This window comes from Segetibacter sp. 3557_3 (assembly GCF_004354985.1).
In the GTDB taxonomy this organism is placed as follows: Bacteria; Bacteroidota; Bacteroidia; order Chitinophagales; family Chitinophagaceae; genus Segetibacter.
Genome location: NZ_SMSK01000004.1, coordinates 363,839 through 385,905, shown reverse-complemented (window position 1 = coordinate 385,905; position 22,067 = coordinate 363,839). Strand labels below are relative to the sequence as shown.

Annotated in this window: 13 protein-coding genes; 5 read left to right on the top strand and 8 right to left on the bottom strand. The window is 47.5% G+C overall.

The window, feature by feature from the left end; translation table 11 throughout:
• Window positions 1-49: 49 nt before the first annotated feature.
• Both EXU57_RS09505 and EXU57_RS09500 read right to left on the bottom strand, forming a co-directional pair.
• The gene (locus tag EXU57_RS09505; RefSeq protein ID WP_133267954.1) at window positions 50-1,282 is read right to left on the bottom strand and encodes a PQQ-dependent sugar dehydrogenase; all 1,233 of its coding nucleotides are present in this window, start codon (window positions 1,280-1,282) and stop codon (window positions 50-52) included.
• Window positions 1,283-1,528: 246 nt separating this feature from the next.
• Window positions 1,529-2,512: a DUF1028 domain-containing protein gene (locus EXU57_RS09500; RefSeq protein ID WP_133267953.1), complete on the bottom strand. Its 984-nt coding sequence runs from the start codon at window positions 2,510-2,512 to the stop codon at window positions 1,529-1,531.
• Between the two features lie 346 nt (window positions 2,513-2,858).
• On the opposite strand from EXU57_RS09500, the gene EXU57_RS09495 reads away from it, so the two are divergent.
• The 3 genes from EXU57_RS09495 to EXU57_RS09485 all read left to right on the top strand — a co-directional run bounded on the left by EXU57_RS09495 (window position 2,859) and on the right by EXU57_RS09485 (window position 6,680).
• Complete coding sequence (locus EXU57_RS09495; RefSeq protein WP_133267952.1) at window positions 2,859-3,308, top strand: (2Fe-2S)-binding protein; 450 nt, start codon at window positions 2,859-2,861, stop codon at window positions 3,306-3,308.
• An 11-nt stretch (window positions 3,309-3,319) separates the two neighbouring features.
• Window positions 3,320-5,473: a xanthine dehydrogenase family protein molybdopterin-binding subunit gene (locus EXU57_RS09490; RefSeq protein WP_207955445.1), complete on the top strand. Its 2,154-nt coding sequence runs from the start codon at window positions 3,320-3,322 to the stop codon at window positions 5,471-5,473.
• 331 nt (window positions 5,474-5,804) lie between these two features.
• The gene (locus tag EXU57_RS09485) at window positions 5,805-6,680 is read left to right on the top strand and encodes an FkbM family methyltransferase (protein WP_133267951.1); all 876 of its coding nucleotides are present in this window, start codon (window positions 5,805-5,807) and stop codon (window positions 6,678-6,680) included.
• Window positions 6,681-6,859: 179 nt separating this feature from the next.
• Here EXU57_RS09485 and EXU57_RS09480 read toward each other — a convergent pair whose 3' ends face one another.
• The 3 genes from EXU57_RS09480 to EXU57_RS09470 all read right to left on the bottom strand — a co-directional run bounded on the left by EXU57_RS09480 (window position 6,860) and on the right by EXU57_RS09470 (window position 12,127).
• Window positions 6,860-7,354, bottom strand: coding sequence for a ferritin-like domain-containing protein (locus tag EXU57_RS09480; protein ID WP_207955444.1), 495 nt, complete (start codon window positions 7,352-7,354; stop codon window positions 6,860-6,862).
• Between the two features lie 405 nt (window positions 7,355-7,759).
• On the bottom strand, window positions 7,760-10,759 hold the full coding sequence (locus EXU57_RS09475) for a glycosyl hydrolase 115 family protein (protein ID WP_133267950.1): 3,000 nt from the start codon (window positions 10,757-10,759) through the stop codon (window positions 7,760-7,762).
• Window positions 10,760-10,951: 192 nt separating this feature from the next.
• A complete protein-coding gene (locus tag EXU57_RS09470) occupies window positions 10,952-12,127 on the bottom strand; it encodes a T9SS type A sorting domain-containing protein (RefSeq protein WP_133267949.1) in 1,176 nt (391 codons plus the stop codon).
• 880 nt (window positions 12,128-13,007) lie between these two features.
• Between EXU57_RS09470 and EXU57_RS09465 the strand changes: the two genes are divergently transcribed.
• Complete coding sequence (locus tag EXU57_RS09465) at window positions 13,008-13,379, top strand: hypothetical protein (RefSeq protein ID WP_133267948.1); 372 nt, start codon at window positions 13,008-13,010, stop codon at window positions 13,377-13,379.
• Between the two features lie 247 nt (window positions 13,380-13,626).
• Window positions 13,627-14,244 (top strand): phosphatase PAP2 family protein, encoded by a 618-nt coding sequence (locus EXU57_RS09460; RefSeq protein ID WP_133267947.1) that lies wholly within the window; start codon window positions 13,627-13,629, stop codon window positions 14,242-14,244.
• Between the two features lie 181 nt (window positions 14,245-14,425).
• Here EXU57_RS09460 and EXU57_RS09455 read toward each other — a convergent pair whose 3' ends face one another.
• The 3 genes from EXU57_RS09455 to EXU57_RS09445 all read right to left on the bottom strand — a co-directional run bounded on the left by EXU57_RS09455 (window position 14,426) and on the right by EXU57_RS09445 (window position 21,762).
• Entirely contained in the window at window positions 14,426-16,444 is a 2,019-nt protein-coding gene (locus EXU57_RS09455; protein WP_133267946.1) for a TonB-dependent receptor plug domain-containing protein, read from the bottom strand.
• 294 nt (window positions 16,445-16,738) lie between these two features.
• A complete protein-coding gene (locus EXU57_RS09450; protein ID WP_133267945.1) occupies window positions 16,739-18,496 on the bottom strand; it encodes a RagB/SusD family nutrient uptake outer membrane protein in 1,758 nt (585 codons plus the stop codon).
• 20 nt (window positions 18,497-18,516) lie between these two features.
• Complete coding sequence (locus EXU57_RS09445; protein ID WP_133267944.1) at window positions 18,517-21,762, bottom strand: SusC/RagA family TonB-linked outer membrane protein; 3,246 nt, start codon at window positions 21,760-21,762, stop codon at window positions 18,517-18,519.
• Window positions 21,763-22,067: the final 305 nt, after the last annotated feature.

The window sequence follows — 22,067 nt, the reverse complement described above, 5'->3', positions numbered from 1 at the left end:
CCTGCCGTGCCCCTTAACTTTTTAAGTCAAATACCGATCGTTGTTCTGCCTATTTTCTGCTGATCCGGTAGAGTCGCCCTTCATCAGTAACGGCATATAAAGCCCCATCTCTGCCTTGCGTAATATCCCTGAAACGCTGCCCTTCCCCGGCGAGCAGGCGCTCCTCTCCAACCACTTTATTATTTGTGATCACCAACCTTGCAATGTGGTTGCTGTTTAATCCTGCAACAAACAGGTTATTTTTCCATTCCACCAGGGTATCGCTGCTGTAGAAAGTCATCCCGCTTGGCGAAAGCACCGGGTCCCAGTAATAAACAGGTTGTTCCATCCCTTCCCGGGTCGTAATACCTGAACCTACTTTTTGTCCGCTGTACTCCAGCCCGTACCCGATAACGGGCCAGCCATAATTTTTCCCAGGTAAAACCAGGTTGATCTCATCGCCTCCCCTTGGGCCCATTTCACTCTCCCAAAGATCACCGGTCGCCGGGTGAAATGCCAGCCCCTGAACATTCCGGTGCCCATAAGAATACAGTTCCGGCCTTGCACCGGCACGACCCACAAAGGGATTACCAGCTGCTGGCTGCCCGTTTTTGTCTATCCTCACCACTTTGCCAAGGGCAGAGTTAAGTTCCTGGGCCTGCGGCCTGGTCTCAAGGTCCGAGCGTTCACCTGTACTTACAATAAGATTGCCCGACTTATCAACAAGTATGCGTCCGCCATAGTGCATGTTGTTAGGATAGGCCGGTGTTGCCCGGTATATGATTGCGGCATTTTCAACACGCTTTTCATCTGCCGATAATGCCCCCTTAGCAACAGCCGTCAGGTTTCCCTGTGGTGTACTTTCAGAAAATACCCAATAAATCATTCGGTTGCTTGTGAAGTCAGGATCTACGGTAATACCAAGCAAGCCACCCTGTCCACCGGAATTTACAGGTGGTATTCCAGTAATGGCCTCACTAAGCTGACCTGCAGGTGTAGCTATTCGCATTACACCCTCTTTCTCCGTTATCAACAATCGCCCATCGGGTAAACTGGTTATTCCCCATGGTCTTTTCAAACTCCGGTTTATCGCAGTGCCTTCATACGGGGTGGTCGTCTTTACACCTGCCACCCGGGTCTGGCCGGCAAAAGCAGGCTTATAATCCGAGTTGGGCTTCCTGGTTTCAACAGGTCCTCCTGCGCTGTCCCCACCCGACGCGGTGGTTCCATCCATAGAAGAATTTGATCCGCACGAGGCGAATATGCAGGTATACCCGATCACGAGCAAGGCTAATCTATACATGTTGTTGTGTTTAAGTTTATGAATGTCGAACAGGAAAAACTATACCATCCATACAATAGCGGCCATTACCTGCAGTGCTCCGGAATTTATTTCACGCTAAGCACCGCACCAGGGTCAATAAGTTCGCCGACCAACACCAACAGCCTGGTAGCGAATACAACATATCAGCTACCAGGTTGTTCAAATTAAACCCAGGTACATATTAAGTCATCCGAATGCTGGCATTACCAGTATGCGCAACCCTGGTTACAGTTTGAGTATTTGTGCAAGTTCATGTTCTGGCACGGTCAACAATCCAACCGCCGGCAGTCGCCTTGTCAGCTCTTTCCAGTTTTTATCTGCACCAAAAATGGTTTTAAACATAGGCATGGCCTTACCCAATTGCTTGTTGTTTGCCAACGTAACCGCTGTCCAGTATTTCATTTCAAGATTGGCGGGAAACATTTTCATAGCTGCATTATACTCATCCATAGCCAGCTGCATATTATTTTTTTCTACAGCAAGATCGCCATTGTTCATGTGCAGGTAAGCAAGGTGCACATTATACAACCTCCTCAATTCCTTTAGGGGTAGCGGGTGATCATCCACGCGCAGGTCTGTTGTGCGCTCATTCCAGGGTTCACTGGTGGTTTCCGCCTTTACCACAATCAAGGCAGCAGCTTGTTTTCCCCTGATGTCGCCACCCGCCTTTTCAGCCGCTTCCATTGCGAGCAATACCCGCTCAGCAATCGGTTTGCCGGCCGATTGTTTAAAAGCAGCATACATATAGTCGTTAACCTTGTTGCCCAGCATCATATTGCTTTGCACACTAAATCCATCACCAACCAGGTGCGATGCATATTGAATGCACTTTTTGCCCGTGTGCGCTGCTATGTTTCCTTTGCTGTCCACAATCGCAACCTGCCGAACGTCTCTTCCTTCGTCGGCAATCAACAGGCTATCAAGCACCTGCCGGGCGGTCATACCCTTTTTTAGTAGTGCGAGCCCTTTTGGCCCATACGACTTGTCAACAAACGACTGGGTGGCTACGGCACCAACCCCCGCTTCGGCCCAGGGTACCGCTGTGCCTACACTAAACCAGTGGCTCTGCACACCAATCGCCATTTCACCAGTTACACTATCCCGGGCAACTATCGAGTAAGTATGGGCCAATGGGGCTGATTTCTTGTACACTTGCCCCTGCGCGAACATTCCAATTACTGTAAAAACCAGGGAAAACATCTTTTTCATAATAGTCACTTTGCTCTTATTAAAATTAGGCTGCACAACATTCCCGTGAGTAGAATTTATTATTGTCTTTTGGGCGTGCCCCCCAACAGGGGTTGGGGGTCGGGCTTTTGTTCCAAGCCGCCCACTCGTGCCTCGTGTGCGGGCTTTCCACGCAATCCCTCACGCAGCCTCGTGCGCCATTAAACGATTACTGCAAGGGGCATTGGTGGCATTGCTGAGCAGTTGGCGGAAACACGCAAATACGCGCACTTCAATCAACGGAAGCATTGATCCCCCAGATTGAACCCGGGAGCAGATAGTTTTCAAATGATGTTGTAAATTCACTTGCCGAACAAAAGGTCAAAACATGGTTTTACATATCAATGGCGTAAAGCAGGAAGTTACAACTGATGCGGACGTGGAACTGCTTAGTGTTTTACGAAACGAACTCGAACTTACCGGTACTAAATATGGCTGTGGCGAAGGTGCCTGTGGTGCATGTACGGTGCTCGTAAACGGGCGACCAACTAGGTCGTGTATAACACCTGTTAGTGCAGTTTCAGGTAAAGAAATCATCACAATCGAAGGTCTTGCTAAAAACGGCAAACTGCATCCTGTCCAGCAGAGCTTTCTTGCTGCTGATCCATTCCAATGTTCCTACTGCGCATCGGGAATGATTATGTCGGCAGTTGCTTTATTGAACAGCAATCCCGCTCCCACTGAAACCGCGATTGTAAACGCTATGAATGGCAACATCTGCCGCTGCGGAACATACCCCAATATCGTAAATGCAATCAAACTGGCATCAAAGCCATAAAAAGTCTGGCAATGGAAGACCCGAACAAATTACCACATCCCTACGAGCCATTCGCCGGGGAACTCCCGGAACAGGCTGCTGTTCAGTCCGTCATTGACCGGCGTAAATTCTTCAAACTTTTTGGCGGCGGCCTTGCAGTCGCATTTGTATTACACGACCTGTTTTCATTTGCTGATGAGGGCGGAGTGTCTATGCCGCCATCGGTACCGGCCAGCCAGGTTGCGGCATGGATCCATATCGGTGAAGATGGCAAGGTAAACGTGTATACCGGCAAAGTAGAAGTGGGCCAAAATATCCGGACTTCTCTTTCTCAAATTGTTGCCGAAGAGTTGAAAGTACCCATAGCTTCTATCACCATGATCATGGGCGACACCGATCTCGTACCCTTTGACGCAGGAACATTTGGCAGCCGGACCACACCACAAATGGGAACACAGCTACGCAAAGCTGCTGCAACAGCAAGGGAAGTCATTGTTGATATGGCTGCCAAATCATGGAACAGTGAAATAAAATCCCTCCGGGCCGAGGACGGCTTTGTGCTAAATACCGCAACCGGCAAAAAACTTGGCTTCGGTGAAATCACCAAAGGTCAGCAGCTGCTCTTACCCATATCCGACCAGGCCCAGGTTACTGCAGCAAAAGACTGGAAGGTAGCAGGCAAAACAGTTCTTAAGGTTAATGGCGAGTCTTTCCTCACCGGCAAACACCAGTACGTTTCAGATATGAAGCTGCCGGGGATGTTATATGGAAAAGTATTGCGCGCACCCTCGTATAATGCAAGGCTTGTTTCCGTTGATACGAAAAGCGCAAAGGCAATAGCGGGCGTAACAGTCGTACACGAGGGCGACTTTGTTGGTGTAGCCGCCACCGACCCGGTTACTGCACGAAAAGCCCTTCAAGCGATCGATGCGAAGTGGCAGGAAAATCACGAACAGCCCTCCACCGCTACCGTTTTTGATTACCTCGTAAAAACCAGTCAACCTGGCGGCGGCAGGAACGCACCAAACAGCAAGGGAAACATCCGTGATGGGTTGCTTGCGGCCGACTTTACACAAGATAGAACCTATCATATCAATTATATTGCCCACGTTCCTTTGGAACCCAGGGCAGCACTGGCCCGGTGGGTCGATGGCAAACTTACCGTATGGACGGGTACCCAACGACCATTTGGGGTGCAGGACGACCTTGCCGGTGTATTTAATGTTGCCAAAGAAAAGGTTCGGGTAATTATGCCCGATACGGGCTCCGGTTATGGTGGCAAACACAGTGGCGAAGCAGCTATAGAAGCGGCCCGCATTTCCCGGGTAGCCGGTAAACCGGTCAAGCTTGTCTGGACCAGGGAAGAAGAGTTTACCTGGGCCTACTTCCGGCCAGGTGGTGTCATTAAGGTAGAAAGTGGATTAAAGGCCGATGGAACGATAACAGCCTGGAAGTTTCAGAATTATAATTCCGGCGGTGCCGGTCTTAGTACCCAATACAACATCGCCAACCACGAGATCGTGCATTTCCCTTCCGATTCACCATTGAAACAAGGCTCCTACCGTGGCCTGGCATCAACAGCAAATGTATTTGCCCGCGAGTCGCATATGACAGATATGGCCAGGCAGGTAAAAATGGACCAACTGGCGTTCAGGTTAAAAAACCTTGATGACGTACGGCTTAAAGCTGTTTTAGAACTGGCTGCAAAACGTTTTGGCTGGGGTAACACAACAAAGACTACCGGTCAGGGTTTTGGCCTGGCCTGCGGGTACGAAAAGGGTGGTTATGTTGCCACCTGTGCAGAAGTATATGTAAACAACGACAAAGAAGTTAAGGTTGTCAGGGTTACCCAGGCATTCGAATGCGGCGCCATTGTTAACCCATTACACCTCGAAAACCAGGTGATGGGGTCCATTGTACAGGGGCTTGGTGGAGCCCTGTTTGAAGCAATTGATTTTAAGGAAGGTAAAATTTTAAACCCGGACTTAACGGGTTACCGGGTTCCACGATTTAGTGATATGCCCAAGATTGAAATTGTCACCATTGATCGTAAAGATCTTCCTTCAGCCGGGGCGGGAGAAGCCGCTATCCTGGGTATAGCACCCGCTATCCGCAACGCCATACTCGATGCTACCGGTGTGGCACTAACAAACTTACCCCTTGTTCCTACGGGTAGTTTGGCGTAACGTATTGGGTGTTGAGGTATTAAGTATTGGGGTATTGAGGTATTGGGGTATTGGGTATTAAGGTATTGGGTATTAAGGTACTGGGGGAAAAAGGAATGACTTGTGAAAACGAGGGAGTCTTTGGAGAAGATCGGAAATCGATATAGCGGCTCCCAATTTCGCGCTCAGCCGCATAGATTAGAACATAACAAGCTTTGAACAAGCTTTTTGATTAGTCTTAACACAGGCAGCTAAAAAGCATGCAAATCTATCACAACAAAGCTTTAGCCGCTTGCCGGTAACTTAGCATAATATCCTCTTTACAAATGCTTTAAAGCTCACCATAAACAACATGATCAGTAAGATTAAGGCCAAGGTTAAAACTGCCCTGGGTGGAATATTGGCGCAACATCAGCAAGACTATTCACAGGTTCAACAGGTGCAACTGGCCAATCAATACCGGTTGATGAAGAAAACCTTATCGGCGGCAGAGATGCCGCGGTTTACTGATGTTGGCTTCAAAGTGTACTCGCAGTTTGAAGAAGATGGAATCCTCTTATACATCTTTTCTGTTATTGGCACAACCAACAAACAGGTAGTAGAAATCTGCGCCGGCGATGGTATACAATGTATGGCGGCAAATCTTGTTATCAATCATGGCTGGACCGGCTTGCTGTTTGATGGCGATGCCGCTGCTGTGGAACAAGGCAATCGCTTCTTTCGCTCGAATCAATCCACCTGGCTGTACCCGCCGGCTTTCAGGCAGGCATGGATTACCCGTGAAAACATCAACCAGCTTATTACCAATAATGGTTTTATGGGCGAAATCGATCTGCTCAGTCTCGATATCGATGGGAACGACTACCACATCATGGAGGCCATTACCGTGGTTAAACCACGCGTAATTATTTGCGAAACTCATAATGTCATACCCGCACATCTCGCCCTTACGATCCCCTATAAATCCGATTTTAACATGAGCAGTGAAGTGCACCACGAATTTCGGGGTGCGTCGCTGCTGGCTATGCAAAAACTGCTGAAGACAAAAGGCTACCGGCTCGTAGGTGGGCACAGGTACGGTTTCAATGCCTTGTTTATATCAGAAGGGGTAGGCACCGAATACTTCCCCGAAGTAAGTGTAGCAAGCGTATACGATAATGCTTACACCCGCCACCGTATGTCTACTGCGTGGCCAGGGATAAAAGATCTGCCCTGGGTAAGTGTTTAATCACTTGCTTCTGCTACCAACCTCAGTCACGGTAACTAACGTAATCCTTACCAGTCGAATTTGCAATACCATGGCACGATCACAGAAGCTCTTCTACGATTGAAATTGGCCATAAAAAAACCATTCTTGTGCAGAATGGTTTAAAAGATACATGTTCAAATCACAACAAAGCAATCCGCTTAGGAACTCAATTCTGCCTGGATGTTTACCGTTGAAACAGCGAGCGTCGTCAACAACTCGTCAGCGCGATATTCTTCATCTAATGTTTGCTGAAGCAAACGGGCCGCCTCAGTTAATCCGAGTTGCTCAGCATAGGTACGCGCGGTACCATAACTTGCTATTTCAAAGTGTTCAATTTTCTGGCTCCCGCCAATAATAGCAGCATCCATAACTTCATCTTCAAGGTTTTCAGCCATCACCTTCTGGCCCTCTTCAATCAGTCCTTCCATTCCTTTGCATTTGGTGCCGCCCATTACCGTTGCAAGAAAACCAGAATATTTGGTTACCGACTCCGGTTCCGCCCCAATCAAATCCCTGACCTGTTCTATACGTCGCAGCTGGTTCTCCGTTACGCGCAAATGTTCTTCGAGCGCCTGTTTCAAAGCAGGGTTTGTTGCGCGCGCAGCCATTGCAGGCATTGCCTCAACCAACTGCTTTTCAGCTGAATACAGCATCTACACGTCGTGCTGTAACAAGGCTTTTAAATCCTTCATTTTTTCCATAAAATACTTTTTTGTGGTATTTCATATAATTTAAAATAATTATACCTTTTTTAGTCTTTATCGAAAAAGTGGTGACTTGATCATCGATTGATTTTGGATCACCGGGCTTGCAGTAGGCCTGAATTTTCAAGATATTGGCTCACAGTATCTTACCGTTCGCACCTTTTCTTCAATACTTATCATGGAAAAAAAGACAGGTTACGTGCCAGTTGGCAGGTATCTTTCACCTGTTGCAGAAGCTCTACATAGATCCAAAAATATGGTGGTGTTTATTAACCCGGCTGTTTAGTCAACTAACATGTTTTTTCCATTTTTTTCCTGGTGCGCATTAAGCCGGATTAAAGCCCGACAGGTTCATCAACGGCTGGCCTGCGGAGCGTTCCTGATGTTGTGGTTCGGGATCGTCTGCGGGATTGCGCTATAACTTCCATGATAACCACCCAAGTTGATGATGATCCTGTCCAGCACAACACCCGGGTCAACAGCGTGGATCTTTAAGGTGTGTTTACCCCTGTTGAGCTTGCCTAGAGCGACCGTTTTCGATGCGGTATTACGAAGTACATTTTGCTTCCACTCTTCACTCCTCCCTACTGTTCTAAAATCAATGATTTTAATTGGGCCATCATCCAGCGAAACCGCGTAGCGCATACCATGATTGTTGTTCAAGGGGTGCGTCGGCAAAGTAAATACGATCAACTCTGCGTTGTTCTCGCTGCTAACACAGAAGTCATATTCCACCCGGGGGCCGCTGTTGATTTCCAGCTTACCAGATGTAGCTGCTGGTGTAATTAGTGGCAAAACCTGCAGCGACTTCCCGGTATACCCCAATCCATCAATTATTTGCCAGCTCAACCGGCCCGGGTTGGTTTGCCTGGTAAAAGCTGATGCATAAATTGAAACGTAGCCATTCTGCGCTACAAAACTCCCTGATCCCATAAACGCACAAGCCTGATTCCCCGTTTTTACCTCAACCTTAAACTCTTTGCCTGCGCCGACAAAAGTGATAAAGCCAGCCGGCGCCTCCTGGCTGGGCGCATTTTTCCAATCTATACTCACCCATACCCGAACTTCTTTTTTCCCAAACAGGGTTGTAAGCACCCCGTTCTGCTTGCTAAGCTTGATCCAGTTAGCCGATGTTTTTGCCGACCAGCTAACGGTTTCTTCGTCCTGCAAAAACAGGTCGATAAAGGATCGCTGAGGTTGCCCCCTGTCAAAAGCAGGTAGCTCCAGCTGAGCCGCAGCAGGTAAGGTACTATCGCTCGTAGTTAATCCTTCTGTTACAACACCCCACCTGCCACCCTTGTTGATCTTGATGCCGGGCAGCACCGGCGGCTGGTATACCGGCAATGCTCGTGGTGCCATAGACATCATATTTTTCCACTTACCACTCGCGATCCTGTTGTTATAGAAGTGCGTCTCCGAAACTATGCTATCATAAGCAGCTTGCGACATACGTGCAAAATCAAGAGCACTCAACCGGTTTTGAAGCGAATAGAGGTAAGCTTTATCGCGGTAAATGAATTTTTTATTCATCAGGGATGCACCAACTACCGGGTAATAAACGAGCTGAAAAAAAGCATCCTGGTTTTTTTTGCTCACCTTTTCCCTGAGCGCCTTTACCTGCTGCTCAAGTACCTCGTAACGGTCGATCCTTTGCTGAGCCTCGTCGCCATACGAATAATGATTATAGGAAGTGTAATGGGTCCTGGTGGTAGGTTCGGTTTGGCTCCATCCCATGAATTCCGGCCGGCGTTCAAATGCGAGTTGATGGTACTTCCATAAGATCTCGCTGATGCTAGCTGCATGTTTTTTACCAAAGGTGTTAGTCGCCCAATTGAACAGGTGGGTTTTGGAATACCTGCTGTCGCGAAACGGAGTGACATCAAACGCCATGTCCATAAACATTTCGATGTTGTACTCCAAAGGCTTGATATCGCCAACGTTCAACACCCATAGCCGGTCAGCCTTCATCTCATAAGCCTTCATCATCTCTTCCCTGATCAGGGCCGGGTGGGTACTGCTTAACCAAAGGTAGTCATGCGGACGACCCCAATACGAAGCATGGTAATACACTCCCGAGCCGCCACGTCGCTGCTGTTCCGAAGCGGTACTCAGCCGTTGTATGTATCCATAGTTATCGTCGGGCCAAACGAGCGTTACATCGTCCGGGATCTTGAGGTTATTGTCGTAAATGTCGAGCACTTCTTTGTAAGCCGTAAATACCTGCGGAACCGCGGTAACATCTTTCCCGACAAATTTTTCAAGCATCGTGCGCTGATCCCTGATAATGCGTTCCAGCAGTGGCACGGCTTCCCCGGGTGTTTTCACTCCTTCAATTCCACTATCATGAACGCCTCGCATACCCAGGGTATATATAGCATCATTACCGCTGCTCTCTTTTACGCGTTCTTCCCAATACCTGTGTACGCTATCCCGATTGGTCAGGTAGTTGAAGTGTCCCATTGTTTTTTCGTTCCACTCTCCTACGTTGTTTCGCAGCATTGGTTCGGCATGTGATGAACCCACGACAATGGCATAGTCTGCTGCTGCTTTTTTGTTGCCGGGGTAATGATAAAACGGCTTTGTGCCAGGGTGCATTGCCGGCCATATCAGGTTAGCCTTTAACCTGAGCAATAGCTCAAAAACCTTTGCGTATGTTTTCGGACCTATGTCGCCTGCTTCAGGCTCGAAGGTGGTAGCTGCCCAGGGTCGAAGTCCCCAATCTTCATCGTTGATAAAGATACCCCGGTATTTCACGGATGGAGGGCCAACAATATGCATTCCTTTAGTTACAAAAAGCTCCTTCCGGGTTTCAGGAACAATATCGGCCCACCATGTAAAGGGCTGCACCCCAAGCATGCGGGAAAGTTCGAAAATTCCAAAGGCTGTTCCACGCGGGTCACTGCCGGCAACTACCAGCGCCTGCTGCACATTTGGCATCGGGTTATCAATCACCGAAATGCTAAACGTTTCCCATTTGTTGCGGATGGCGGAAACATCAAGTTTCTGGTTTTGCACGAGCTGCCTTACCAGGCTACTGTGTTCAACTGAACCAAAAATTAATGCATAACCTTTTACGGCACCTGTATTGATCGAAGGCGACAAACCGGAGACCTGTGCAACATCAGCCTTGAATGCTTCGGCAGCGATTTTAACGACAACAGCATCAGCACTATCAACATAAATGCCGGCGGCAACGCTAGCAGCAACAACGGGAAAAGCACCTGGGGTTTTAGTGTTTAAAATCGCAATTTGGCTTTGCCGCATAGCCTGCGCTGATCCTGCTAGGCTGGCAGCAAACAATAGGATGGTAAGCAGACTGGATAATACAAAGAAGACGCTCTTTCCAGGATTCATTTATGGCCGGATTTAACCGACAAATTACTTACTAAAAAGGACAAAGCTGTTCCGGGCAGTTGATAGCCCTGGAAGGCGGAATGGTATACCGTGCTTTGCTTAAGTAATCTTCTTGCGGCGCAAATTTTAATACTGAAAACATAGCGCGTTTGTACCGCAATGTATTCGTTTGAGCCATGGTATTGCTGAGCGCTACTTGATCAGGAGTTTTTCAGTATATACCTTTTCGCCGTCCTGGACACTTAAGATGTATTGCCCCGAACTAAACCTGGAAACATTCAGTTGTACCTGGTTTTCACCTTTAACCAGGTCGCGGCTGGAAGAACTATATACCTTTCCTGTAACGTCAAGTATTTTAAAGCTAACCCTGCTGCCTTGCTCAATTGTAAGCGTAATATTTACTACATCTGTTGCAGGAACAGGATAAAGAACGAGTAGTGGAGACTTGCTGGTGCAGGTTGTTTTTGCGACGCCGGAGTAGCTAAACTTTCCGTCCTTATCTATTTGTTTCAAGCGGTAATAGCCAGGAGCAATTGGAGATGGGTCAACGTATTCGTATTGGCGTGCTGTAGCACTGGATCCTGCTGCCGGGCGACTTGCGATGAGCTGCCAGTTTATTCCGTTGGTACTCCGCTCAATCTCGAAGTGGTCACTGTTTTCTTCGCTTAGCGTCTGCCAGCTGACGACCGCGAAATTCGATGAGCAGGTTGCTTCAAATTTGGCAAGTGTTACCGGGAGGGATCCCGAGCCTAATGGAACAGGGTTATTATAAGAAAGTGAATTAACAACAAATTCGTTGGCATTAACATTAGCAACCGCATAAGTCGGGAAGGGTCCGGGCGTACCGCCTGCGCCGGAGTTGATGATTACATAGCCCCCTTCAGGTGCAGTAGTACCCAGCGTCCATAGGGTAACTGTAAACACATCTATCCAGCCTGTAGTAAGGTTGATGCCTGTACCATCCATTGTACCAACAGTTCTCCTGTCGAATGTTTGGCCACCGGCAGTTTGGGTAAACGTACCGCATTGATTTACGGTCGTAAAAGCAAACCCGGCGCTGGCAAAAGCAGGAGAAACGCTGACATTTGCGGGATTATTTACCACGTTACAGCCCGGGTTGCCCGGGATCATGGCAAAAGCGGATTGATAGCTCCATCCCATGGAGATCGTGTTTACATTATTGATCGTACCCGAGACGGTGTGTAATTGGATGGTAAAAGTTGCTGATCCCCTTGCCGGACCAGCACCATCTGGATCAGCAGTACTGTACGTAGGATTTACAATCCGCCATTCGCAAACCTGTGCCTTTAATTGCCCGACAAATAAGATGGCTGATAAGAACGCGGCAAGGAATAGCTTTTTTCTCATACTCTGTATAGTGTGAAAGGCGGTTAATCCAATTGACCCACCCGAAAAATTAGTTGAAGGTGTATCTACCAGATATTCCCAGGTAAAGCAAGGTGCTCAATCTGCGCATCCCAAATACCGGCCTATTGAACGATTGATGTTGCCCTTTCGACAACCTGGTAATAATCAAAGCCCATTGTTATGGCAGCAGTAATTGGTTGAACCTTGTTTGCAAGGGTTGTGCTATAAAAATACTCTAATCGGTTCAATCAGTCTCCACCTTCAGAAAAGAATTTGGGGTACCTGGCCGGGATTAAGGAGAAATTAATTTAGGGAGGATAACCCGACGATCACCGGATGGTACAACAAAATGGGCTTAGCACCTGCTGAATTATAACCAGACGTGCATCCGGGTGGGTTTACAAACACTGCTACGATCTATTCTAGCAGCTGCTCTTTTCATTTCTTTAGGACCATTTTATGTTGCACCTAATGCTGCTCCTATGAAAAACGGCAGTTGAACCGAGCGTGGCAACGATGGTCCACAAAGTGACCCTGCTGGTCACCAAAAAAATAGCTGAATTTTGCAGCACTAATCTAAAGCTCCAGTCGAAACCGGGCTGCTATCCCGCTGGGTTAACGGCAAGGCTCTCTTTTTAAACGTATCAAACCTTTTCCTCAAAATGGCCGTCCTGACCTGTTTTGGTCAACGCAAACAGAACTATAATTCGCAGGAGTTATGCCTTTTCATTCCTTAAGCAGTCGATTATTCCAAGGACTTTTTACCAACACTTGTAATTGCATTTAGCCCCCATGACTAAAATCATGTTCCGGGATTACGACGGTCATTTATGGGCGGCGATGTATTGCTGAGCTTTGTGTCATCAAAAATAAATACACTATGTCACAAGCAATCACCACCCCGAAAATCACCAACGTTCTTAATCATGCAGCAGCCGGTCGTGCTGAAAAAAATATATTGACTGCCTTTCTCTCCTGGTGTGAGCAGCAGGAAGACAATCGCTTTCTTTGGTTAGGCATCACCTTCTTTGGATTGATTGGCATTGCAGTACCGGGGACGCTTTTCGCGGTACTCGTATTTGGCGCAAACAACTTTAATTTATGGATCCTTACCTGTGCACTTAATTCACCGGTTCTTGCAATAACATTAGCTGCACAACCAACTAAGGTAACGTTGCCCGCCTTATTCTTTGCGTTATTGGTCGATGCCATCATTGTTGTTTCATGCGTAATTACATACCTTCTTTTTTAGCCAGATACAAACGCAGATTGTGATTCAGCAGCCACCCTGGTGGCTGTTTGCGTTATAGGGATATGTTGAATCGAGTATGGATTTTAAGCGTAACTGCACCTGCTTTTTGGCACTGATGGAAAGCTTCGAATAACAAAGTCGACGATCAATAAACGACCTTTATTTGGGTTCATTAACTTTTTGCTATCAAACACAAGGTGCTGGGTTATGGCTAAAAGTTTGAACCACTACACCCATAATTTCTGTTATGGGTGTTATTGAGTTTCTCGACGAAGCGGATCAACAACTATTTATCCTGATCCATTCTAAAGCAGCTTTCACGTTCCTGGATCCGCTTATGTTGTTCCTGAGAAAACCTGAAGCATGGATCCCTTTATATGTAGCCCTGCTGGCCTGGATCGTTGTAAAAAAACGGGGGATGGCACTTCCTTTCATCCTCTGTTCGTTACTGACTTTTGCTGTCACTGATTTTGGATCAGCCTCCATATTTAAGCCCATCTTTTACCGGCCACGACCTTGTTACGATGAAAACCTCAGGATGGTAATGCGCAGCCTGCTGAATTGCGGAGGCAGGTTTGGCTTCCCTTCGTCGCATGCATCCAATCACTTTGGACTGGCGTGTTTTTGGTTTACAACCATCGAACTTTTAACCGGACGCAGATGGTTCTGGCTATGGCTTTGGGCTGCCCTCATTTGTTATGCGCAGATCTATGTTGGCAAACACTACCCGCTGGACATTGCGGCGGGCGCCCTGTTTGGAATGATTACAGGTTTTACGGTTCACCTCATCTTCGGTGCATGGATGAACCGCAATAACCTTTTTTCAAGTCATTCGCGACGCAAATTTAACAGGGGCGCGATTTGATGTTTCAGGATTGATCCGACTGGGCCCGTGCTCACCAACTCTAACGGGTTTTGATTTCCTGCGCTTATAATAACGATCGGGTTTGATCGCGATGACCAGGGCAACGGGTGCACCCGGTATGACTGCGCTGCAATTCAACGGGCCACAAGGAACGCCTAAAAGTTAATTGTTTAAAAGACGATTACAGTTGTACTTCAACAGAAATCCAGGCACTTCTTCCAACCCCATTTATCCCCGAACCGTGCGTACGGTAATCAACATCAAAAAGGTTAAGTGCACCAAGCCTGAACTTCAGGCTGCCAACATTATAACCGGCGTACAGGTTCAAAACTTCCCATCCGGGAGTTCCACCCTTTGGTATCCGGTTGTCATCTTTATCACCCTGCGCAAGGCGATCTTGTTTCATCGCATATAGCATTTCTGCAGAAAGAAACAGTTTTGCACCGTTGTAGGTTGTCATTAACCGGCCATGCATTGGGGGGATGCGCCGAAGCGGTTCTTTCTTACTCAGGCTTTGCCCAAATTGGTAACTAACGTTTCCGCTGACATTCCATTTACCAGAGAGTTGGTAGAGTGCTTCAGCTTCTGCTCCACGGATGTAAGCATCGTCAACATTTTCTTTACGGTATACAGGGTATCCGTTAATTACTTCGCCATCAATTTTGCTGCGGGTAATCAGGTCGCTTAAGTGCATGTAAAAGCCCGATAGCCTTCCTGAAAACGCCGCTGTGCGCACCTTGTAGCCAACTTCGAAGTTGGTTGACTTTTCGGGTGCAAGATCATTTGAAGGCAATTCATAACGAAAGTCAACAATTCCCAATGTGCCCATATCATCAATATTTGGCGCACGATAACCGGTATTGAAGGTTGCATAAAGGTTGTGGCTAGCACTGATGTTGTACAATACCGAGCCGTTATAAACAAATGAAGATGGCGTAATCCTGACGTTGCCCAGGCTCGTATCCTGCAGGCTTATTGCAAAAGTATTGTAGCGAACTCCTGCTTCGATGCGCCATTTATTTAATTCGAAGTGATGTAGTGAATACAGGGAGTAATTTCCGTAGCGGGCATCATCGGGGTAGAGTCCGCGCGAACGCACCCTGTTGCCATTGTTGATGTTGATGTCGTCCTTTATGCTGTTTACTTTATCGTGATAAAGTTCGATACCGGAGTTGGCGGTCCATATACCGGAGAAAGCAGAACTGATATCAGCCGTAAAGCCAATTGTATTTACCTGATCCATTTCCTTTCTTAAAGTGCTGCTTCTGTTTTTCTGGCTGTTTCTTCCTTCTTTGGTTTGCTGCCAGGAGGCAATCAGCTCAACCTTATTGAGCATTGGACTTTGTCCTTTTATGTTTAGCCGCGCGTAATTCAACATACGCTGTTGGGGGTCGAAATTGTTGATCGCAAAATCTTCTAAGACCACCTTGTGATACACCGGCACATCCTGCTGTCGTAATAGCTGGTGTGCAATTGTTAATTCAATTTGCTCTTTTAGAAGAAACTTCGCTTTTGCATCAAAGGCAAGTTCTTTATATCCTGATGGCGACTGGCGACCGGTGGTATCACCCCCGATGAGGTCGGCAAAATTCCGATAAGTGGCCCCAATGGTAACTGCGGCCTTTTTTGATGAGTACCCGCCTTCTGCCCTCACGGTCTTTTCCATATCACCGGTCATATACTTTGCCAATGCCCTACCCGACCACTGCGATCCTTCGGAAGTTAACCGGGGCTCGCGGGTAAACACCTGTAATACTCCACCTATGGCATCAGAGCCATATTGAACAGAACCGGTCCCTTTTACCACTTCCATTTTTTGAATGTTAAATGCATCCAGCGTATTCAGGTATTGATTTGGCCCGTAGCGGAACGTTGAATTATTCAGCCGTATTCCATCAACCATCAGCAAAGTTTGATTGCCCGTCAGGCCACGTAAAAACGGTGAACCACCCCCGTGGTTTGTCTTTTGCACAAATACGCCAGTTATACCCGACAATGCTTCCGGTGTTGTTCGTGGACCATAGTGTCCCAGGTAATCTCCATCAACAACCTGGGTGCTGTAAGGAACATAAAACTGGTCTGCAGGTTTACGCTGCGAAGTAATGATGACTTGTTTCAGGATACCCGTTGTTGTATCTTCCTGTGCATGCACAAACCTGCCCATTGAAAGGGCAAGCAGGATTAGAGTAACTCTTTTCATGAAGCGGTTTGGCTATATTGATGTATGATATATCTGCCGTTTGAAACGACACGATAATGGTCAAATAAAAGGAATAAATTTTATATGGATATAACGGGCATTCTTGTACTCACCGATTTTTTGCCCTGTTTACAGCTACGGAAAACAGGCCGTTCCTGCAACCATGCAGGTTCGGCCTGTTAATCTGTATAATGGATGGCGTGCCTTCACTTAAATTGACTCCTGTTTCAAAATGCTCCTCTTGTTTCCTGACACCGCCAACGGGAGTCTATATGCTCCTTAATCTTACCTGGGTTACTGCCAATTTGGATTTTGCTTTAGATTGGGGTTCAGCAGGAGTTCCTGGGTTGGAACAGGGTATAGGTAATCGCGTTGTTCGTTGAATTTTTTGGGAATGTTTCGGTTCACCACGATATTGCCGCCGTTGGTATTGTTTTCCAAATCAACTTCGCTACCCAGCTTAAGGTAAAACACCCCGGCTTCTGTTGGCTTGGTTCCGGTATAGATATTCACGTCAGCTTTACCATCTCCATCTAGATCGTATCTGCCGGGACCGGGAAAATACATCCCTTTAAAAATTTCTGTAAGTAGCCTTCCTTCTTTCCAACGCATAAGGTCGTTCCAGCGAAGGTTTTCCATCACCATTTCTATCCGCCTTTCGCGACGTATCTCCAGAACTACTCCTTTGTTAACCCCTGTAACATTCCTATACTGGTTTGCGAGGTAAGTATCAGGATTTGCATTTGCGGCTGCCATATTCAACGCGGGTAATTGTACCCTGTCGCGGATCTTATTAACCGACTTGTCTAAGTCAGCCTGTGACAAGGTGCCCAGCTCAGCTTTTGCTTCAGCATAGTTGAGCAGCACTTCAGCAAAACGAAGTATGGAAAGGGGATTAAATGACTTTGTAAAACTGTCATCACTTTCGCCTGTTACGTATTTGGTAAGTTGGTACCCGGTGACCGTAGCACCAAAATCCGGGGTTCTTTTCACCGTACTTCCGATACGGGTATAACCAGGTATACGAATGGTTTGCGCAAGCCGTGGATCACGGTTTTTTGTTTCGGTGTAAAACTGCATGGTGTCGTAGCCCGGTATATCGGTGAACCGGGTTCCATCTTTCATCAGGTAACTGTTCACCAATCTTTTCTCCAGCCCCGGTTTACCGTAAGAAGAGGTGATTGTATAATAGTTTACGTTGTGAAAAACCTGCAGGGTGCTGGAATATTGCCTTGCTAAAATAATCTCCACCGAATTGACGGCCTGGGAAGAAAAAAGATCGCGGTAAGGTTCGGCAGAGCCTTTGAAAATCGAATAGGGTCCTCTTGTAATTAACTCATCTGCAGCCTTTACACATTCCTCCAGAAACTTATTGGCATCGGGCAGGTTAAATTCGTCATGATATTTACGAAATGTTCCTTCAAACAAGCAGATACGCGACTTCAGTGCCAGTGCTGTCCACCTGGTTACCTCAGCAGGACTCTTTTCAGTTGGCGCATTGGCAATAGCAAAGTCCAGGTCGGCTAAAACCGAGTCCAAGACCAGCGTTCTTGGATCGCGGGGTTTCTGCAAAGCGGCGCTATCATTGGATTGAATTACGGCAGAATACCAGGGCACGTCACCAAACCTTGCGACCATATTGTAGTAAAAGTATGCCCTAAAAAAGCGCGCTACAGCGAGGTACTTATTTGCAACAGCTGCATCAACTCCGCCATTGCGGTGATTTTGGATAAAGTAGTTAACGTTTCTGAGTTCGCTCCAGTTCCAGCCGCCGCCTGATACGGGAATGGTCCTGTTGCCGGTAAGTTCATTTGGAAGTGAATTTTTCACAATGTTGTCAACCCCTTCGTTGTAGAGGCTAAAACCCCTGTCGTCGTTGTCGGCATTTGGCAACATCCGGTCGTAGAACGAGCGAACGTAGAGTCGAAGTTCGCTCTCTGAACGGAATGCAGTAGTTGGTGAAATCTGCGAAAGGGGTTGCCTGTCGAGGAATTTACTACAGGAGGTTAGCACCACGAGTACAGGGATAAGGCAATAATAGCTGCTTTTCATTATGATAAGTAGTTTGGAATTTAGAAAGTAAGATCGAGGCCGAATGCAAATGTTTTCATGAATGGATACACGCGACCATTTGTTTCTGCTGATGCCTGTTCGGGATCGATATATTTCGTTTCAAGTTTCGTGGCGGTCCACAGGTTTTCGCCGCTGAAGTATAGCCTGCAGCGGGTAACTTTAAACCTGTTCAGGATTGCTGAAGGGAGGCTATAACCGACAGTTAGGTTCTTAAGCCTGATATAAGCAAGATCCTGGATGTAGCGGTCGTTTGGATCGGTAAGCGAACCACCTCCGTTAAGCGCTTCATAGCTACGCAGTCTTGGGAAATAAGCATTTGGATTTTCTTCGCTCCATATTTTACCAGGGAAATCTTTAGGCGTAAACGAGTAATATGCCCTTGAGTACGGACCCCAGAATTTATCTGCGTTGGTACCGGGATACCAGTTTTGTTTTCCTATGCCCTGGAAGATGAAAGCGACATCGAAATTGTTCCAGTTAGCACCACCGTTAATACCAAACGAATACCTTGGCAAGCTGTTCCCAACCACGCTGAGATCGCCTGGCTCGGCAAGCGTATTTTTTCCATTGTTGACGACACCATCACCATTCAGGTCCTTGAACTTGATGTCACCGGCGCGGGGCTTGCTCCATTCGCCGGGGGAGTTTTGTATCTGGCGGTTAACAAAACTTTGGTTGATGGGCCACTTGGAGGCTTCGTCGTCGGACAGGAAATAACCATCAAGACTGTACCCCCAGATGTCGCCGACCTTTTTGCCTTCGAAATGGTTGTTCAATAGTTTGTTCGGGTTATCGAACCGGGTGATGGTACTGGTATAATCCGAGAGTACGGCACCGATGTTCCAAGAGAATGCCCGGTTTAGCAGTCGTCCATCGGTCCGCCAGTTTAAGGATGCCTCAAATCCCTTGGTCACCAGGTCGGCTGCATTTTGCTGCGGCGAACCTGCGCCAAAAACTGCCGAGAGTGTTTTTCCGTTGGTGAGCATATCCATGGTGTTTCGCCTGTACCAATCCAGTGAGCCCTGCAACCTGTTTTTAAGCAGTGCGAAGTCGGCCCCGATGTTTGAGGACACCGTTCTCTCCCAGGTGAGGTTTGGACTGATTGGAGACGGGACACTAAGGAACTGTGTTCTTGTATCGTTGATGATATAGTTGCTCTGACCACTACCCATCACCGGGATCGAAGGGTAATTACTACTGGTCAGCTGGTTACCCAATGATCCATAAGATCCGCGCAATTTTAGTTCTGAGAAAATGATGGTTAACGGGTCGAAAAAGTTTTCCTTACTTATTCTCCAACCGGCGGAAACCGACGGGAAGAAACCAAACCTGCTTTCCCTGGGGAACCTCGATGTACCATCATAACGACCATTAACCTCGAGCAGGTATTTTCCATGAAAGTCGTAGTTGATTCTTCCAAAAAACCCCAGCAGTGCCCACTCACTCGCATTGCTCCCGGCAGCCTGTGCACCGGTGCCAAGATCGAGTTGGTTCAGGTCGAGTGAAAGCAGGTCTGCCTTTTCACCGCGAAGGGTCTTAAATTTCTTTAGTTCCTGGTTGTAACCTGCGGTAATTTTAATGGCGTGGTCGCCAATTTTTTTGTCGTAAGTACCATAGGCATTGATCACATGGTACTGGTCGAGGCGCATTGATTCGGTAAGCTTGTCGTTTCCAACAAAGCTTGTTGTGCCTGGAAAGACCGACCATGGTGCAGCTGTACGTCTTGTAAAGTCAGCATACGGATTTAGATCAAAGGTGTAATTCCCCGTAAGCACAAGGCCATCGGTTACTTTGTAATTTGCCCCTATTGTATTTGTTAGTTGAAAATTGTTTTGCTGTCCTTTCGACTTTCCATACAGCAGGTCGGCATAAATTCCGTCTCCAATCGTGTAGTTGTTTAATTCGGTACGATAGGTAGCGGTGCCATCAGGATTTACCGGTATATAGGAAGGCAGTGCATGAACGGTGATTGATACGAAGTTGCTGTTGATCCCCCACCCCGGGTAAGTGTACTTATCGGCGCTAAATTGGGTGTTGGTGTAAAGTGTCAAAGCCGGGGTAATGTGTGCATTGATCTTAGCCCTGAAATTATAGGCGTTGTATTTATCCTGGTTAATGCGCAACATACCTTTCTGCTCGAGAAACCTGCCGGAAACAACAAAATCCACTTTCTCCGTTCCACCAGAAAGGTTAATCGAATGTTGCATTGCTGGCTGAGACCTGCGGAACATGGTATTCCACCAGTCGGTATTGCCATAATAGATATACATATCCTTACCATTGCGATTATCTATGACTACAGAAGGCAGCGACGGATCAGTTTGCCGCTTCTTCAATTCCTCGTAATCCTTGTCGCTGTACCGTGTATAGGTGTTGCCCGTTGCACGTTTAAAGGCTTCATCCATCATCATGGCCATATCGTAGCCATCGGTATTGAAGTCGGTGCTTACGGTTGGTGTTTGCGAGCTGAAGTTGTTGGTATAGCTAACCACCATTTTGCCCAGCTTTGCGCGCTTTGTGGTAACCAGTACCACCCCAAATGCAGCCCGTGCACCATAGATGGCCGCCGCGGATGCATCCTTTAGCACGGAGATGGTTTCAACGTCCTGCGGATTGATCAGGTTGATGTTACCCGGAACACCGTCGATCAGCACAAGCGGAGCCGAATTACTCCCTGAGTTGATGGTGGCATATCCCCTGACGTTTAACGAGCCACCACTCCCCGGGTGCCCGTCACCAAATGTTACATTCAGTCCGGGAACGGCACCCTGGAGTGCCTGTGAGATATTGGCGACCGGCCGGTCTTTGATGGTTCTTGAATCCACCTGGCTGACAGCTCCGGTAAGGTTTACTTTCTTTTGCGTACCATAACCTACCACTACAACTTCATTCAGGGCTTCACTCGAAGGCGTCAGCACTATAGCAAGAGCGTTGCCGTCCGTGCGCTTAAGGTCAACACTACTTAAAGTCCTGGTGGCATAGCCAACATAAGAAAAAGTAACCGAGTAGGCCTTTCCCTCGGGCAGACCCGGTATAACAAAACCTCCGGATGCATTGCTGACTGTGGAGCCCAGTGATGCCCCACCCTGTTGCTGAACAGTTACCGAAACGCCTTCGAGCACCGTTCCTGTTTCGCTTTTAACCGTTCCCCTTAAGGTGCCCGTTTGCCGGGCTAACAAAATGGTGCTGACCAGTAACAGCATGAAAGCAATGGCTGCTTTCATGAAGATGTAAACGTGTTTCATGTTTTGGTTTTAATATTTTCATGCGGGCTCGCCGCAGTGCCAGTGTGTAAGCGGAAGAGATAGATATGTTGACTTCGCGGGCTTGTTTTACCATGCCGGGGCGAAAGTATCTGTGGGCTGTTAAGTAATTGTTAGTTGACGATTACCGATTTGTTATAGGTTGGGAAGCGGGGATGGGTATTAGGGGGAGAAGTTGATAAGTTGACTGGTGGGAATTGGGTATTGAGGTATTGGGGCAGTTGGTTGGTAGGGATTGGGTAATAAGGTATTGAGGTATTGGGGGAGAAGTTGATAAGTTGAATAGT